The 16,701-nt window shown below is 63.3% G+C and carries 10 protein-coding genes, 2 tRNA genes and 3 rRNA genes; 9 read left to right on the top strand and 6 right to left on the bottom strand.

Annotation, left to right across the window (positions count from 1 at the left end):
• Positions 1-75 precede the first annotated feature (75 nt).
• The gene (locus CEG14_RS08365; RefSeq protein WP_256985607.1) at positions 76-801 is read left to right on the top strand and encodes a polysaccharide deacetylase family protein; all 726 of its coding nucleotides are present in this window, start codon (positions 76-78) and stop codon (positions 799-801) included.
• The gene (locus CEG14_RS08370; RefSeq protein WP_179280552.1) at positions 779-1,936 is read left to right on the top strand and encodes a glycosyltransferase family 4 protein; all 1,158 of its coding nucleotides are present in this window, start codon (positions 779-781) and stop codon (positions 1,934-1,936) included. The genes CEG14_RS08365 and CEG14_RS08370 overlap by 23 nt, the downstream gene beginning before the upstream one ends.
• Before the next feature lies 1 nt (position 1,937).
• On the opposite strand, the gene CEG14_RS08375 is transcribed toward CEG14_RS08370, so the two are convergent.
• From CEG14_RS08375 to CEG14_RS08385, 3 genes are read right to left on the bottom strand one after another with little or no spacing between them, the layout of a single operon-like run.
• Positions 1,938-2,192, bottom strand: a complete 255-nt coding sequence (locus tag CEG14_RS08375) for a YkgJ family cysteine cluster protein (protein WP_094825884.1) — start codon at positions 2,190-2,192, stop codon at positions 1,938-1,940.
• Positions 2,193-2,194: 2 nt separating this feature from the next.
• On the bottom strand, positions 2,195-2,959 hold the full coding sequence (locus tag CEG14_RS08380) for a YdcF family protein (protein WP_094825885.1): 765 nt from the start codon (positions 2,957-2,959) through the stop codon (positions 2,195-2,197).
• A 1-nt stretch (position 2,960) separates the two neighbouring features.
• The gene (locus CEG14_RS08385) at positions 2,961-3,947 is read right to left on the bottom strand and encodes a glycosyltransferase family 9 protein (RefSeq protein ID WP_256985608.1); all 987 of its coding nucleotides are present in this window, start codon (positions 3,945-3,947) and stop codon (positions 2,961-2,963) included.
• 104 nt (positions 3,948-4,051) lie between these two features.
• On the opposite strand from CEG14_RS08385, the gene msbA reads away from it, so the two are divergent.
• Positions 4,052-5,827 (top strand): lipid A export permease/ATP-binding protein MsbA, encoded by a 1,776-nt coding sequence (msbA, locus tag CEG14_RS08390; RefSeq protein WP_094825887.1) that lies wholly within the window; start codon positions 4,052-4,054, stop codon positions 5,825-5,827.
• A gap of 69 nt (positions 5,828-5,896) precedes the next feature.
• Here msbA and CEG14_RS08395 read toward each other — a convergent pair whose 3' ends face one another.
• A complete protein-coding gene (locus CEG14_RS08395; protein ID WP_094825888.1) occupies positions 5,897-7,378 on the bottom strand; it encodes an MFS transporter in 1,482 nt (493 codons plus the stop codon).
• Between the two features lie 117 nt (positions 7,379-7,495).
• Here CEG14_RS08395 and CEG14_RS08400 point away from each other — a divergent pair, with 117 nt between their 5' ends.
• Positions 7,496-8,053, top strand: a complete 558-nt coding sequence (locus tag CEG14_RS08400) for a TetR/AcrR family transcriptional regulator (RefSeq protein ID WP_094825889.1) — start codon at positions 7,496-7,498, stop codon at positions 8,051-8,053.
• Between the two features lie 98 nt (positions 8,054-8,151).
• Here the strand turns inward: CEG14_RS08400 and rng are convergent, their stop codons facing one another.
• Complete coding sequence (gene rng / locus CEG14_RS08405; RefSeq protein ID WP_094825890.1) at positions 8,152-9,615, bottom strand: ribonuclease G; 1,464 nt, start codon at positions 9,613-9,615, stop codon at positions 8,152-8,154.
• A 1,221-nt stretch (positions 9,616-10,836) separates the two neighbouring features.
• Entirely contained in the window at positions 10,837-11,004 is a 168-nt protein-coding gene (locus tag CEG14_RS26295) for a hypothetical protein (RefSeq protein ID WP_179280553.1), read from the bottom strand.
• Between the two features lie 311 nt (positions 11,005-11,315).
• On the opposite strand from CEG14_RS26295, the gene CEG14_RS08410 reads away from it, so the two are divergent.
• The 5 genes from CEG14_RS08410 to rrf all read left to right on the top strand — a co-directional run bounded on the left by CEG14_RS08410 (position 11,316) and on the right by rrf (position 16,652).
• A 16S ribosomal RNA gene (locus CEG14_RS08410) occupies positions 11,316-12,846 on the top strand.
• Between the two features lie 90 nt (positions 12,847-12,936).
• Positions 12,937-13,013 (top strand) — tRNA-Ile (locus CEG14_RS08415).
• A 25-nt stretch (positions 13,014-13,038) separates the two neighbouring features.
• Positions 13,039-13,114, top strand: a tRNA-Ala gene (locus tag CEG14_RS08420).
• A 312-nt stretch (positions 13,115-13,426) separates the two neighbouring features.
• Positions 13,427-16,309 (top strand): 23S ribosomal RNA (locus tag CEG14_RS08425).
• 230 nt (positions 16,310-16,539) lie between these two features.
• Positions 16,540-16,652, top strand: a 5S ribosomal RNA gene (gene rrf, locus CEG14_RS08430).
• The 16S, 23S and 5S rRNA genes sit together here with 2 tRNA genes alongside, the layout of an rRNA operon.
• Positions 16,653-16,701: the final 49 nt, after the last annotated feature.

Raw genomic sequence — 16,701 nt, forward strand, 5'->3', positions numbered from 1 at the left:
ATAATTGGGTCGACCCCGGCATCCGGGGCGGCCCGGCGGGCCATCGTCGCGCACGTTCTTCTCCACAGATTCCGCATGAGCTCGATTCCCATCCTGATGTATCACCAGATCGGCCAGCCCAATCCCAAGGGCACGCCGTATCGTGGCCTGACGGTGCATCCCGCGAGCTTTCGCCGCCAGATGACCTGGCTGCGCCGCTTCGGCTATCGCGGCCTGTCGATGCGCGACCTGATGCCTTACCTGCGCGGCGAGAAGCACGGCAAGGTGTTCGGCATCACCTTCGACGACGGCTATCGCAACGTGCTCGAAAACGCGGCGCCGGTCATGCAGGAGTGCGGCTTCACCGGCACCAACTATTTCGTGGCCCACCAGCTCGACGGCGGCAACGTCTGGGACGCCGAGAAGGGCATCCCGCATTCCGGCCTGATGAGCGCCGACGAGATCCGCCAGTGGCACCGGCTCGGCAACGAGGTCGGCTCGCACACGCTCGATCACGTGCACCTGCCGCGCGTCGCGCCCGACGAGGCACGGCGCCAAATCCGCGACTCCAAGGATGCGCTGGAGCAGTTGCTGGGCGAGGCCGTCACGGCCTTCTGCTACCCCTATGGCGACAACAACCCCGAGCATCGCGAGATGGCGCGCGAAGCGGGCTACGACAACGCCACCCTCACGGTGCGCGGCCTGGCCAACGAGCGCGACGATCCTTTCGGTCTGCCGCGCGTGACCGTATCGCGCTCGACGAATCTGCTGCGTTTCCTGCAGAAAACGCTCACGCGCTATGAAGACAGCCGGCGGCGCTGACGCGCGTCTGCGAATTGCCCTGCTGGTCGACCGATTCGGCAAGCGCTTCGGCGGCGCCGAAGCCTATGGCGTCGAACTGGCCCGGGAGCTCTCCCTGCGCCACGACGTCACCGTCATCACCCGGACCTGCGACAGCGACCTCGCCGTCGCGCACCTCCCGATCCGGGTGAGCCGCCGGCTGCCGAGCTGGATCCGCGTGCTGTACTTCGCCTGGCGCGCCAGCCAGCTGGCCCGCGCCGGCCGCTTCGACATCGTGCATTCCCACATGAACGGCTGGGCCGGCGACGTGCAGGTCATGCACGTCACGCCGGTGCGCTACAAGCGGATCTGCGCCGTGCCGGCCTGGCGCCGGCCGGGGATCTGGATGAATCCGCGCCAGCTCGCCTATCTGCTGCTCGAGCGTGCGCGCGTCGCGCCCCGGCCCGACAAGCGCATCGTCGCGGTCTCGCAGCTCATCGTCGAGCAGATGGCGGCCGCCTACGGCGAGGTGCCGCTCACCACCATCGTGCCCGGCGTGCGGATGGCGCCGGCGGCCGATGCGGCGCGGCGCACCGACACGCGGGCGCGGCTGGGCTTCGGTCCCGACCACCTGGTGTGCCTGCTGGTGGCGCGCAATCCCATGCGCAAGGGCCTGCCCACGCTGCTCGACGCGCTCGCGCTGCTGCCGCCGCACTACGGCCTCGTGGTGGTGGGGGCCGACGAGGCCGCCCGGGCGGCCGTGATGGCGCATGGCCACGCCGCCGACCGGGTCCGGCTGATCGAACCCACGCCCGACGTCACGCCCTACTACGAGGCGGCCGATCTCTATACCCATCCCACCCGCAACGACAGCTTCGGCATGACCCCGCTGGAAGCCATGGCGCACCGGCTGCCGGTCATCGTCAGCGCGGCGCGCTACTGCGGCTTCGCGGGCTATCTCACGCACGCGCAGGATGCCCTCGTCCTGGAAGATCCGCGCGACGTACGCCAGCTGGCCGATGCCATCACCCTGCTGGGCGTGGATGCAGGCCTGCGCAGGCAGCTGATTGCGGGAGGAGAGGCGATCGCCCGCGCTCGCAGCTGGGAGCGGGTCGCGGCCCGATTCGAGGCGATCTATGCCGAGGTCCTGGCGGCCCGCGCGGCGCGGGGCGGCTGACTCAGGGCGCGGTGGCGCGTTCCAGGTCGGTGAGCCAGGCCATCGCCTGGGCGCGCGAGTCGCCGCACATCACCACGGAAGGCTGCAGTCCGCCGCACACGGCGGGCCGCTCGGGCTGGCCGAAGATGCGGCAGCCGTGTTCATCGTCGAGCTGGATGCAGCGCACGCCCGCGGGCTTGCCGTCCGGCATGCCCGGGATGGGGCTGGAAATCGAGGGCGCGGTACAGCAGGCGCCGCAGCGGGGGCGGCATTGCATGCTCAAACCCAGCCGCGCATCCAGTACACCAGCAGGCCCGCGTACTCCTTGATGATGGAGCGGCTGGCGTCGAAGGTGCGTTCGTCGGGCAGCCAGAGCGACACGGAACCGTCTTCGGGCAGCACGATCTGGCGCGGCGCGGGGGCGGCGATCGCCTCGACGCCCTGCTTGGAGAAGGCGGCCATGGCGCGCGGCATGTGCAGGGCCGAGGTCACCAGCAGCACCTTCTTCACTTGATGCGCGCGCAACGTATCTTCGGTCAGGGCCGCGTTTTCATAGGTGTTGCGGCTGGCGTTCTCGAGGATCAGCGCCTGCTCGGGCACGCCCTGCTGGCGCATGCGGTGTGCCATGCCCTTGGCCTCGCTCACGTCGCCCTCGAGCGCGCCGCCCGAGACCACGACCTTGGGCGCGCGGCCGGCCAGGAACAGCTCGGTGGCCGTGTCCACCCGCACCACGGTCTTGTCCTTGTCGTAGGGCAAAAACCAGTTGGCGCGGCCGTTGGCGGTGTTGCCGCCCAGCACCACGATGGCGTCCGCCGTGGGCGCCGTCTCGGGCTGCAGATAGGGGTAATGGGCCTCCAGCTTGCCGCCGAAATACAGCGAGGTGACCGGCAGCGACCAGGCGGCCGCCCACAGGACGCCCGCCGCGATCAGCGTGGCGCCGGTCTTGCGCAGCCGGAACAGGCCCAGCACCAGGCCCAGCACCACCAGCGTGATGCAGAGGTTAAGCGGAATGATGAGATTGGTCAGGTAAGTCGAGATCTGCATGTCAATTCTGCGTCTGCCCGGGCATGTCGCCGGCGAGCAAGGCTACTGTCGTACTTTCCACTTCGTCCTGGGCGGGCCAGGCGTTTTCCGCCCCGAGCAACACGGCCCGCGGCGACCACGGGCCGGTGCGGCTGCGGCGGGTCACGCCAAACAGCGTGAGCTCGCGCGCCAGCGCGGCGGCGGCCACGTGCGACACGCCCGAATCATTGCACACCACCAGCGCTGCCCGCTGCGTCAGGGCGGCGAACGCGCCCAGCGGCAGGGGCGGCAGCAGCGTGGCGGTCGGCGCATTGCGTCGCGCGTCGTCCACCTCGGAGGCCGGAGGGCACATTAACACGGTATGGCCCCGTTCCTGCAAATGGCGGGTCAGGCCGTCGAAGCCCGGCCAGACCTTCACGCGGCCCTTGTGCAGGCCGGTGGCGGTGGGCGCGATCAGCACGAACGGCCGGCCCGCCAGCCCGGCCTCGGCCAGGGCCGCGTCGGCCTGGGCCGCCTGCGCCGGCGTCACCGGCAGGTCGAGCGCGGCCGGGGGCTGCTCCGGTCCGGCCGGCAGGCCCCAGGCCTGGAGCGCGGCGCGCGTCAGGAAATACCAGGACTGCACGGCATGCAGCGCCTGCGCGGGCTTGCGCACCGGCCAGCGCAGCAACAGGCTGCGGCCGTCGTCGCGGTAGCCCGCGCTCGGCACCCCGGCGAGCCGGAACACGGCCGCGCTGGAGAGCGAGTCGGGCAGCACCAGGCCGCGGGCGCGACGCGCGCCGGCGCCGAGCGAGCGCCGGTGCTCGCGCACGGCCGCCCGGTCGGCGCCCAGCTTGCCGCGCATGGGCAGGAAACCGGCCAGGTCCAGCCCGGCCAGCAGCTCGCGGGCCCACGGCCGGGCGCAGACCACCACGGGCACGCCGGTCGCCAGGGCCAGCCGCAGGCTGGGCAGGCTCATGCAGACATCGCCGACCCAGTTGGGCAGGCGCACGTAAAGACACGAAATAGACATAGAGGCGTTCACCATGACGGCCGGGGCGCGGCCGGGGAAAAACCGGCCGCCGGCCCAGCGGCCGGTACAATCACGGGCACAATTGTATTAAAGCGAGTGATTCCTTGAATTCTGCCGCACGCAACGCGCAGGCCGGGGCCCAACCGGTGCGCCCCGAACTCTGGCATCGCATCTACAGCCGGGTCGGGTCGTACTGGAAGGGATTGCTGCTGGCCATCCTGTTGATGGCGGGCGCCGCCGCCACCCAGCCCACCCTGGCCGTCATCATGAAGCCGCTGCTCGACGACGGCTTCTCCGGCGCCAAGCCCTCCTACATGTGGTCGATCCCGCTGGCCGTGGTCGGGCTCATCATGGCGCGCGGCATCTGCAACTTCTTCTCCGATTACCTGCTGGCCTGGGTCGCCAACAACGTGTTGCTCGGCATCCGGCGCGACATGTTCAACCGCCTGCTCGGCCTGCCCGACGCCGACTTCAAGCGCGGCGACACCGGCCGCCTGCTCAACCGCTTCACGATCGACGCGGGCAACGTCACCGGCTACGCCACCGACGTCATCACGGTGCTGGTGCGCGAAACCCTGGTCGTGATCGCGCTGATCTGCGTGCTGCTCTACATGTCGTGGATGCTCACGCTCATCATCCTGGTGATGCTGCCGGTCTCGGTCCTGATCGCGCGCAGCTTCATCCGCCGCCTGCGCAAGATCAACCGCGAAACCGTCAACATGAACGCCGAGCTCACGCGCGTCGTGAGCGAGGGCATCGACGGCCAGCGCGTCATCAAGCTGTTCGACGGCTATGAGGCCGAGCGCAGCCGCTTCAGCTTCGTCAACGCCAAGCTGCGCCGCTACGCCATGCGCACCGCCACGGCCGACGCCGCCATGACGCCGCTGACCCAGGTCTGCATCTCGATCGCGGTCGGCGCCGTCATCGCCGTGGCGCTGGGCCAGGCCAACGCCGGCACGCTCACCGCCGGCTCGTTCGCCTCGTTCATGGCCGCGCTGGCCCAGCTGTTCGACCCGATCAAGCGCCTGACCAACCTCGCCAGCAAGATGCAGAAGATGCTGGTCGCGGCCGAAAGCGTGTTCACGCTGGTCGACCAGGTGCCGGAGCCCGACAGCGGCACGCGCCAGCTGGCCGAGCCGGTGCGCGGCAAGGTCGAGTTCCGCGACGTCACCCATCGGTTCTCCGACGCCACCCGCGACACGGTTTCCAACGTCTCGTTCTCGGTCGAGCCCGGCCAGACCGTGGCGCTGGTGGGCCGCTCGGGCAGCGGCAAGACCACCCTGGCCAACATGCTGCCGCGCTTCGTGGTGCCCACGGGCGGCCAGATCCTGGTCGACGACGTGCCGGTGGACGACCTGACGCTGTCCAGCCTGCGTTCCCACCTGTCGCTGGTGAGCCAGGATGTCGTGCTGTTCGACGACACCATCGCCGCCAACGTGGGCTACGGCGCGCTCGGCAAGGCCAGCGACGAGCAGGTGCGCGATGCACTCGCCGCCGCCAACCTGCTGGAGTTCGTCGACAGCCTGCCGCAGGGCATGCACAGCGCGGTGGGCGAGAATGCGGCGCGCCTGTCCGGCGGCCAGCGCCAGCGCCTGGCGATCGCCCGCGCCCTCATCAAGAACGCGCCGATCCTGATCCTCGACGAGGCCACCTCGGCGCTCGACAACGAATCCGAACGCCAGGTGCAGGCCTCGCTCGAACGCCTGATGAAGGGCCGCACCACGCTGGTGATCGCGCACCGCCTGTCCACCGTCCAGAACGCCGACCGCATCATCGTGCTCGACAACGGCCAGATCGTGGAGCAGGGTCCGCACGACGAGCTGCTCGCCGCCAACGGCATGTACGCCTCGCTCTACAACATGCAGTTCCGCGAAGACTGAGCGCTGCGCCCGGTTGTCCGCGCAACCCAACGCCCGGCACGCGCCGGGCGTTTCTGTTTGCGCCGGCGCTCAGGCCGCGCGCAGGCGCCGCAGGCTCAGGCCCGTCGCGGCCAGCACCAGCGCCGCCACCGTCACCACCACCACATAGGCGTGGTCGAAGGCGCCATGGGCCAGTTGCAGCAGGTGCTGCGCGGTGCCGGCGTCGAGGCGGGCGGCCGCCTCCATGGCGCGGTCCAGGCTGTCGCGCGCCGCGTCGCCGCCCAGTCCGGCGGGCAGCACCAGCGTGCGGGCATAGATTGCCGTCAGCAGGCTGCCCAGCACGGTCACGCCCAGCACGTGGCCGAATTCGTACGACACCTCTTCGATCGAGGCCGCCATGCCGGCGCTCTCGGCCGGGGCGCTGCCCATCACGGCGTTCGATGCGGCGGTGATCGCCGCGCCCAGGCCCACGCCCAGCACCGACAGGGCCAGCACCTGCGACAGCGGCGGTTGCGCGTGCATCCAGGCGGCCAGGCCCATGCCGACGCCGGCAATGAGCAGGGCGGCGCGCATCACCGGCTGTTGCCCGATGCGGCCGATCAGCAGGCCGGCGACCGGGCCCGCCACCGCCGCGGCCGCCGGCACTGGCAACAGATACAGCGCCGCGTCGAGCGGGCTCAGGCCGAGCACGAGCTGCAGGCGCTGGCTCAGCACCAGCTCCACGCCCACCAGGGTTGAGCTCGCAACCAGTGCCACCACCACGCCCTGGCGGAACGGCGGCAGGCGAAACAGCGCGAAATCGATCATCGGCTGCGCGCTGCGGCGCTGGCGCCGCACGAACAGGACGCAGAACGCCACGCCCAGCAGCGCCGCGCCCGCGGCCGCCGCGTACATCGGCGCGGGCATGCTCAGCTCCTTGATCGCATACACCACGCCGACCATGCCGAGCAGGATCTGCAGCGAGCCCGCCGGATCCCAGGGCCGCACGGCATGCCCGGCGCCGGCCTCGGCCACGCGGCTGGCCGGCCACAGCAGCGCCAGCACGATGGGCACGTTGATCAGGAACACGGACCCCCACCAGAAGAACTCCAGCAGGATGCCGCCCACGACCGGCCCGAGCGCCGCGCCGCCGGCTGCGATCGCGGCCCACACGCCGATGGCCAGCGCGCGTTCGCGCTCGTCGGTGAAGGCATGGCGCAGCAGCGACAGGGTGGCCGGCATCATCATCGCCGCGCCCAGCGCGAGAAACACCCGGGTGCCGATGAGCCAGCCCGAGGTCGGCGAAAAGGCCACGCAGGCCGACGCGATGCCGAACACCACCAGGCCGGCGACGAACATGCGCTTCGCCCCGAAACGGTCGGACAGCGCCCCGGCACCCGGCAACAGGCCGGTGACCGCGAGCGGGTAGGCATTGATGATCCACAGCTTGGCCGACGCGTCGGCGTGCAGCGCGTGGGTCAGTCGCGGCAGCGCCGCATAGAGCACGGTCGCGTCGATGGTGATGAGCAGGAGGGCAACGGACACGATGGCGAGCACGCGCCAGCGCTTGGGGTCGAGCGGAAGGGACTGCATGATACGAACCTCGGCCCGGCGTCCCGCCTCGCGGGGGAGGGCCAACATGAAACCCTGAGCGGATGGCTCAGGCGTTATAATATAAATCCATACGTATGTATTGAAAAGAGGCAAAAAATGGGGCGCAAGCGGACCATCGATCGTGACAAGGTGCTCGACGCGGCGGAAGCCATCGTGGCGCGCGAGGGCGCGGCCGGTCTCACCATCGACGCCGTCGCGCGCGAGATGGGCGTGACCAAGGGCGGCATCCAGTATTGCTACGGCAGCAAGGACGCCCTCATCGACGCGCTGTTCGAGCGATTCGGCAAGGCCTACGAAACGCGCTTTGCCGCCGTGGCCGGCCCCGCGCCCACGCCGCTCGACCGCGTCGCGGCCCACGCCGGCGCCACCTGCGATGCCGACGAGATCTCCAATGCCAAGGCGGCCGGCCTCATGGCCATGCTGATCCAGTCGCCCGAGCACCTGGCCAGCACCCAGGCCTGGTATCGCAGCCGCATCGAAGGGCTGGACGTCACGACGGAGGCGGGCCGCCGCGCCCGCCTGGCCTTCCTGGCGACCGAGGGCGCATTCATGCTGCGCTTCTTCAACTTCATGTCGATCGGCCCGCAGGAATGGCAGGCCGTGTTCGAGGACATCCGCGCCTTGCTCGCCGCGCCCGGCGCGGACCGGCCCTAGGCCGGCGCCGGGGCGGCGCTCCGAGCCGTCGGGTGCGCACCCGAGCGGCGATGCGCCTTGCCGGTGACATGCGCGGCGCCCGGCGGGCGCGGCGCACCTCAGATCAGGATGATGTCGTAGTTTTCCTGCGAGTACGTGGCCTCGACCTCGAGCGAGATCGGCTTGCCCACGAAGTCGCCCAGCATGGCCAGGTGCTGGCTCTCTTCCTCGAGGAACAGATCCACCACGCTCTGCGCGGCCAGGATGCGGAATTCCTTGGGATTGAACTGCCGCGCCTCGCGCAGGATCTCGCGCAGGATCTCATAGCAGACGGTGCGGGGCGTGCGCACGTTGCCGCGCGCCTGGCACATGGGGCAGGGCTCGCACAGCTGGTGCGCGAGCGAGTCGCGCGTGCGCTTGCGCGTCATCTCCACCAGCCCCAGTTGGGTGAAGCCATTCACGGTCATGCGGGTGCGGTCGCGCGACAGCGCCTTCTTCAACTCGCTCAGCACCGTGTCGCGGTGCTCGGCGTCTTCCATGTCGATGAAGTCCAGGATCACGATGCCGCCGAGATTGCGCAGCCGCAACTGGCGCGCGATGGCCTGGGCCGCCTCGAGATTGGTCTTGAAGATCGTGTCGTCGAAACTGCGGCCCCCGACGAAGCCGCCGGTGTTCACATCCACCGTGGTGAGCGCCTCGGTCTGGTCGACGATCAGGTAGCCGCCCGACTTCAGGTCCACCCGGCGCGACAGCGCACGCGCGATTTCCTCGTCCACGTTGGCCGTGTCGAACAGGGGGCGCTCCCCGCTGTAATGGCGGATCCGGTCGGCCACCGAGGGCGTGTAGACGCGGGCCCATTCCTGCAGCTCGGCCGTGGTGCTGCGCGAATCGACCTGGATGGCGCCCGTGTTCGGGCTGACCATGTCGCGCAGCACGCGCTGCGCCAGCGTGAGATCGCGATGCAGCGCGGTCGGCGCCGGATGGGTGCGCGCAGCCGCCTGCACGCTGCCCCACAGCTTGCGCAGATACTCCAGGTCGGCGGCGATTTCTTCGTTGGTGGCGCCTTCCGCCTGCGTGCGCACGATGAAGCCGCCTTTCTCCTCGGCGGGCATCAGCGCCTGGAGGCGTTCGCGCAGCTGCACGCGTTCGACCTCCGAGTCGATCTTCTGCGAGATGCCGATGTGCGGATCGTGCGGCAGGTACACCAGCATGCGGCCCGCGATGCTGATCTGGGTCGACAGCCGCGCGCCCTTGGTGCCCAGCGGATCCTTGATGACCTGGACCATCAGGGTCTGGCCTTCGAACAGCAGCTTTTCGATGGGGGTGGGCGTGTGGCCCTGGCTGCGCTCCAGCCGGTTTTCGCGCAGGTCGGCGATATGGATGAAGGCCGCGCGTTCCAGCCCGATGTCGATGAAGGCGCTCTGCATCCCCGGCAGCACGCGCACCACGCGCCCGAGATAGATGTTGCCCACCTGGCCGCGCTGGATGCTGCGTTCCACATGCAGCTCCTGCACCGCGCCCTGGGCAACCAGCGCAACACGGGTCTCGAAGGGGGTGACGTTAACCAGGATATCTTCAGTCATTGTTTTCCGTGTTGTCAGATCTGCTGTATTTCCTGCGTAGGGTACCGTAAGTCCCGAGGCTCGTGCGGGAACGCCGCGGTGCAAGCGCCTTGCGGCGCATCGTGCGCGCCGGTGCGACGCCCGACCCCCGCGTGCCATTCCTCGCGATGCGCTGTCCGACCGCGTGCGCAGAGCCTCGTGGTGCGCTGAGGCGTAAAGGGTGGATGTCGCTGCTGCCGCCTCGTCTGGCGCGCCGCGTGGTCGAGGCTGCTGGCCCGGCGCGCGCAGGGAGGCACGGCTGAGACGATTTCCCGCCGGTGGTGGCGGCGCAGCAGGTCGCGGACTTCGACGGCCGGCCAGCTGCCGCTCGACATCACACTGGGATGGCCGACCGGGGGGCGGTCTTCCTTCCTCTATATAGAGGACGGTCGGGCGGGGCGCGGGAGGGAATACCGGGGGAGCCCAGTGGGCGGCGCCTCGGGGCGCCTTCCCGCGGCGGCGTGGGCGCGCCATGCGCGCCGGATCCTCGTGCTCCCACGGGGTTTTTCACCTTGCCTATATAGAGGCTTGCCCGACGCCACGTAGGGAGGGCTTGGCTGACGCGGCAGAGCGAGGGCCTCGGCGCGCCGAATCTTTTTTGGAATTCCGGGGAACTGGTCCTGGCGGACCCGAGTCGAACCCCCTCGTTTCGCAGGATAGGGCAGGGTGTCATCCCCGCAATCCGCAGAAATTGACGGTGGCATGACGAAAGTTTGGCGTTTCCATGACACCGCGATTTTTTGTGTGCTATAGTTCGCCCCCTTCGCTGCTCACACATTGATGCGAGCGACGAAGCCGAAGCGGCAAGCAGCTGTTTCCTGGTCTCAAAGCGGTTGCCACTTGAGTGGGACGCGAGACGGAAAAAGCGGCTTTCAGCGCAGGAGAGTGGGGCGTAGCCCAGGTGTGAGTCGAATGACCCGCCGGACTTTCCAGCGTTGCACGGTGAGCTGCAGGATGTGCGACCTGAGTTGCATGATCTGCAAAAATCGTGTTATAGTTTCGGGCTTGGCAGTAATCAAAACATCAGGGTTTGCCCGGGTGTGGCGAAAGCAGCCAAGGCCGCTCGAAGCAGCAGCGTGTTGGGAGTCAGGCGTAGGTGCCGCGAACGACAAGCTGCTCACGATGAGCTGCAAATTGTGCGATGTGAGTTGCACGAAATGCAAAAATCGTGTTATAGTTTCGGGCTTGGCAGTTGTCGAAAATTCAGGGTTTACCCTGATGTTTCGAGAAAGGCCAAGGTGCTGAAAGCACGGCGCTCAAGCAGATGGTGCGGTCGGCAACGACGGCGCCGGAAGCGAGAGAAGAAGTGGTGAGTTGCTCGGTGATGAAAATCTTCAAAACTGAGTTGACAAACGAAAAAAACTTCTTCATAATCTCGTTTCTCTGCTGCTGACAACGCAGCGACAGCGACGAAGCGAAAGCGAGTCACTGAAGCGAAGTTGGCAGCGAAGTCGAAAGACTTCGAGCGTAGCAGGCAAGAATTTGGCAGTACCGCTCTTTAACAACTAAACAACCGATAAGTGTGGGCACTTGATGCGAGTGCGCTGCCACCGGGTTTCGGCTCGGTGGCAAAAGCAAAAGTATCAAAGTGCCGACACAATAGAAGTAAGGTAGTAATACCTCACTTCCTTTGAGAAGCAAGCGAAGTCGCTGTCTACGGATGGCGGCGAAAAACAGAGATTAAACTGAAGAGTTTGATCCTGGCTCAGATTGAACGCTGGCGGGATGCTTTACACATGCAAGTCGAACGGCAGCACGGACTTCGGTCTGGTGGCGAGTGGCGAACGGGTGAGTAATGTATCGGAACGTGCCTAGTAGCGGGGGATAACTACGCGAAAGCGTAGCTAATACCGCATACGCCCTTCGGGGGAAAGCGGGGGACCTTCGGGCCTCGCACTATTAGAGCGGCCGATATCGGATTAGCTAGTTGGTGGGGTAATGGCTCACCAAGGCGACGATCCGTAGCTGGTTTGAGAGGACGACCAGCCACACTGGGACTGAGACACGGCCCAGACTCCTACGGGAGGCAGCAGTGGGGAATTTTGGACAATGGGGGCAACCCTGATCCAGCCATCCCGCGTGTGCGATGAAGGCCTTCGGGTTGTAAAGCACTTTTGGCAGGAAAGAAACGGCACGGGATAATACCCCGTGCAACTGACGGTACCTGCAGAATAAGCACCGGCTAACTACGTGCCAGCAGCCGCGGTAATACGTAGGGTGCAAGCGTTAATCGGAATTACTGGGCGTAAAGCGTGCGCAGGCGGTTCGGAAAGAAAGATGTGAAATCCCAGAGCTTAACTTTGGAACTGCATTTTTAACTACCGAGCTAGAGTGTGTCAGAGGGAGGTGGAATTCCGCGTGTAGCAGTGAAATGCGTAGATATGCGGAGGAACACCGATGGCGAAGGCAGCCTCCTGGGATAACACTGACGCTCATGCACGAAAGCGTGGGGAGCAAACAGGATTAGATACCCTGGTAGTCCACGCCCTAAACGATGTCAACTAGCTGTTGGGACCTTCGGGTCTTGGTAGCGCAGCTAACGCGTGAAGTTGACCGCCTGGGGAGTACGGTCGCAAGATTAAAACTCAAAGGAATTGACGGGGACCCGCACAAGCGGTGGATGATGTGGATTAATTCGATGCAACGCGAAAAACCTTACCTACCCTTGACATGTCTGGAATCCCGAAGAGATTTGGGAGTGCTCGCAAGAGAACCGGAACACAGGTGCTGCATGGCTGTCGTCAGCTCGTGTCGTGAGATGTTGGGTTAAGTCCCGCAACGAGCGCAACCCTTGTCATTAGTTGCTACGAAAGGGCACTCTAATGAGACTGCCGGTGACAAACCGGAGGAAGGTGGGGATGACGTCAAGTCCTCATGGCCCTTATGGGTAGGGCTTCACACGTCATACAATGGTCGGGACAGAGGGTCGCCAACCCGCGAGGGGGAGCCAATCCCAGAAACCCGATCGTAGTCCGGATCGCAGTCTGCAACTCGACTGCGTGAAGTCGGAATCGCTAGTAATCGCGGATCAGCATGTCGCGGTGAATACGTTCCCGGGTCTTGTACACACCGCCCGTCACACCATGGGAGTGGGTTTTACCAGAAGTAGTTAGCCTAACCGCAAGGAGGGCGATTACCACGGTAGGATTCATGACTGGGGTGAAGTCGTAACAAGGTAGCCGTATCGGAAGGTGCGGCTGGATCACCTCCTTTAAGAGCTTAGCGCTCGATGTCAAGTGTCCACGCTTATCGGTTGTTTGAAATATAGCTGCTGGATCGTACAGATCCGAGAGTAAGAGTCTGGGGTCTGTAGCTCAGTCGGTTAGAGCACCGTCTTGATAAGGCGGGGGTCGTTGGTTCGAATCCAACCAGACCCACCAAAGTTATTCCGAGCGATCGGGGTATGGGGGTGTAGCTCAGCTGGGAGAGCGCCTGCTTTGCAAGCAGGATGTCATCGGTTCGATCCCGTTCACCTCCACCAGTGCTTCGCGCACTGCCTGGTAGATACTAAGCACGCAAGAGTTCAACGATTAGTGCTGCGAGTCAGTATTAATCGTTGGGTTTAGGCCTGACAGCTATATTTGTTCTTTAACAATTTGGAAGAAGCACAACGTAAAGTGTTCATCAAGTAATCAACGCAAGTTGACGAAGATGAATACGGGTTGTGATTGCATGATTTTGTTCCAAAGTCTCAAGTTTCGATGGTCACGCAAGTGGCGATCGAAAAATAGCTTTGATGAACGGCACAAACGCGAAATGTCAACAAGCGTCCTATAAGACTTTAGTGTTATAGGATCAAGCGACTAAGTGCACATGGTGGATGCCTTGGCGATCACAGGCGATGAAGGACGTGGTAGCCTGCGAAAAGCTACGGGGAGCTGGCAAACAAGCTTTGATCCGTAGATGTCCGAATGGGGAAACCCACCGCGCAAGCGGTATCCCTGACTGAATACATAGGTCAGTGGAAGCGAACCGGGTGAACTGAAACATCTCAGTAGCTCGAGGAAAAGAAATCAACCGAGATTCCGAAAGTAGTGGCGAGCGAAATCGGAAGAGCCTTCATGTTTTAGCCATCAACATAGTTGAACAGTCTGGAAAGTCTGGCCGTAGCAGGTGATAGCCCTGTAGACGAAATGTCGATGGTGGAACTAAGCATGAGAAAAGTAGGGCGGGACACGTGAAATCCTGTTTGAAGATGGGGGGACCATCCTCCAAGGCTAAATACTCGTGATCGACCGATAGTGAACCAGTACCGTGAGGGAAAGGCGAAAAGAACCCCGGAAGGGGAGTGAAATAGATCCTGAAACCGTGTGCATACAAACAGTCGGAGCCTCCTTGTGGGGTGACGGCGTACCTTTTGTATAATGGGTCAGCGACTTACATTCAGTGGCAAGCTTAACCGGATAGGGAAGGCGTAGCGAAAGCGAGTCCGAATAGGGCGTTCAGTCGCTGGGTGTAGACCCGAAACCAGATGATCTACCCATGGCCAGGTTGAAGGCACGGTAACACGTGCTGGAGGACCGAACCCACTAGTGTTGAAAAACTAGGGGATGAGCTGTGGATAGGGGTGAAAGGCTAAACAAATCTGGAAATAGCTGGTTCTCTCCGAAAACTATTTAGGTAGTGCCTCAAGTATTACTGCAGGGGGTAGAGCACTGTTATGGCTAGGGGGTCATGGCGACTTACCAAACCATGGCAAACTCCGAATACCTGCAAGTACAGCTTGGGAGACAGAGCACCGGGTGCTAACGTCCGGACTCAAGAGGGAAACAACCCAGACCGCCAGCTAAGGTCCCAAATTATCGCTAAGTGGGAAACGAAGTGGGAAGGCATAGACAGTCAGGAGGTTGGCTTAGAAGCAGCCACCCTTTAAAGAAAGCGTAATAGCTCACTGATCGAGTCGTCCTGCGCGGAAGATGTAACGGGGCTAAGCGATAAACCGAAGCTGCGGGTGTATATCTTTGATATACGCGGTAGGAGAGCGTTCTGTAAGCCTGCGAAGGTGGCTTGTGAAGGCTGCTGGAGGTATCAGAAGTGCGAATGCTGACATGAGTAGCGATAAAGGGGGTGAAAAGCCCCCTCGCCGTAAGTCCAAGGTTTCCTGCGCAACGTTCATCGGCGCAGGGTGAGTCGGCCCCTAAGGCGAGGCAGAGATGCGTAGCTGATGGGAAGCTGGTTAATATTCCAGCACCGTCGTACAGTGCGATGGGGGGACGGATCGCGGAAGATCATCAGGGTGTTGGATGTCCCTGTTGCTGCATTGAAGATGGCGCTTAGGCAAATCCGGGCGCGTAAATCAAGGGTGTGGCTCGAGCGAGCATGTCTCGCGAAGTGATTGGAAGTGGTTCCAAGAAAAGCCTCTAAGCTTCAGCTGTACGAGACCGTACCGCAAACCGACACAGGTGGACGGGATGAATATTCCAAGGCGCTTGAGAGAACTCGGGAGAAGGAACTCGGCAAATTAATACCGTAACTTCGGGAGAAGGTATGCCCCGGTAGTGTGAGGCGCCTGCGCGCTGAGCATGATGGGGTCGCAGAGAATCGGTGGCTGCGACTGTTTATTAAAAACACAGCACTCTGCAAAGACGAAAGTCGACGTATAGGGTGTGACGCCTGCCCGGTGCCGGAAGGTTAAGTGATGGGGTGCAAGCTCTTGATCGAAGCCCCGGTAAACGGCGGCCGTAACTATAACGGTCCTAAGGTAGCGAAATTCCTTGTCGGGTAAGTTCCGACCTGCACGAATGGCGTAACGATGGCCACACTGTCTCCTCCCGAGACTCAGCGAAGTTGAAGTGTTTGTGATGATGCAATCTACCCGCGGCTAGACGGAAAGACCCCATGAACCTTTACTGTAGCTTTGCATTGGACTGTGAACCGGTCTGTGTAGGATAGGTGGGAGGCTTTGAAGCGAGGTCGCTAGATCTCGTGGAGCCAACCTTGAAATACCACCCTGGTTTGTTTGCGGTTCTAACCTTGGTCCGTTATCCGGATCGGGGACAGTGCATGGTGGGCAGTTTGACTGGGGCGGTCTCCTCCCAAAGCGTAACGGAGGAGTTCGAAGGTACGCTAGGTACGGTCGGAAATCGTGCTGATAGTGCAATGGCATAAGCGTGCTTGACTGTGAGACTGACAAGTCGAACAGGTGCGAAAGCAGGACATAGTGATCCGGTGGTTCTGAATGGAAGGGCCATCGCTCAACGGATAAAAGGTACTCTGGGGATAACAGGCTGATACCGCCCAAGAGTTCATATCGACGGCGGTGTTTGGCACCTCGATGTCGGCTCATCTCATCCTGGGGCTGTAGCCGGTCCCAAGGGTATGGCTGTTCGCCATTTAAAGAGGTACGTGAGCTGGGTTTAAAACGTCGTGAGACAGTTTGGTCCCTATCTGCCGTGGGCGTTGGATACTTGACGGAGCCTGCTCCTAGTACGAGAGGACCGGAGTGGACGTACCTCTGGTGTACCGGTTGTCATGCCAATGGCATTGCCGGGTAGCTAAGTACGGAAGAGATAACCGCTGAAGGCATCTAAGCGGGAAACTCGTCTGAAGATTAGGTATCCCTGGGGGCTTGACCCCCCTGAAGAGTCGTTCAAGACCAGGACGTTGATAGGTCGGGTGTGGAAGCGCAGTAATGCGTTAAGCTAACCGATACTAATTGCTCGTGAGGCTTGATCCTATAACTCTCAAGTCTTAATTAACCATGTAGAGCGCAACTAACCCTTGCCCCTCGCATGTGACGCTGGCGACATTTCTGCCAGTGCCGTTCAAACATACATCAACGCAACCCATACACACTTTACGTGCTCTCGATGACCCGCCTGGCCACAAGCCCGCGGTGACACGAGCGCGTGCTGCTTCTTCCAAATTCAAGTGTTTGACTCCGCGTCAACCGCTTACCCGGTTACGCCTGACGACCATAGCAAGGTGGCCCCACTCCTTCCCATCCCGAACAGGACCGTGAAACGCCTTCGCGCCGATGATAGTTGGCATTCGCCTGTGAAAGTAGGTCATCGTCAGGCTTTTATTCCTCAAAACCCCACTGGATACCCTCCAGTGGGGTTTTGTTTT

Source organism: Bordetella genomosp. 1 (assembly GCF_002261335.1).
Lineage (GTDB): Bacteria > Pseudomonadota > Gammaproteobacteria > Burkholderiales > Burkholderiaceae_B > Bordetella.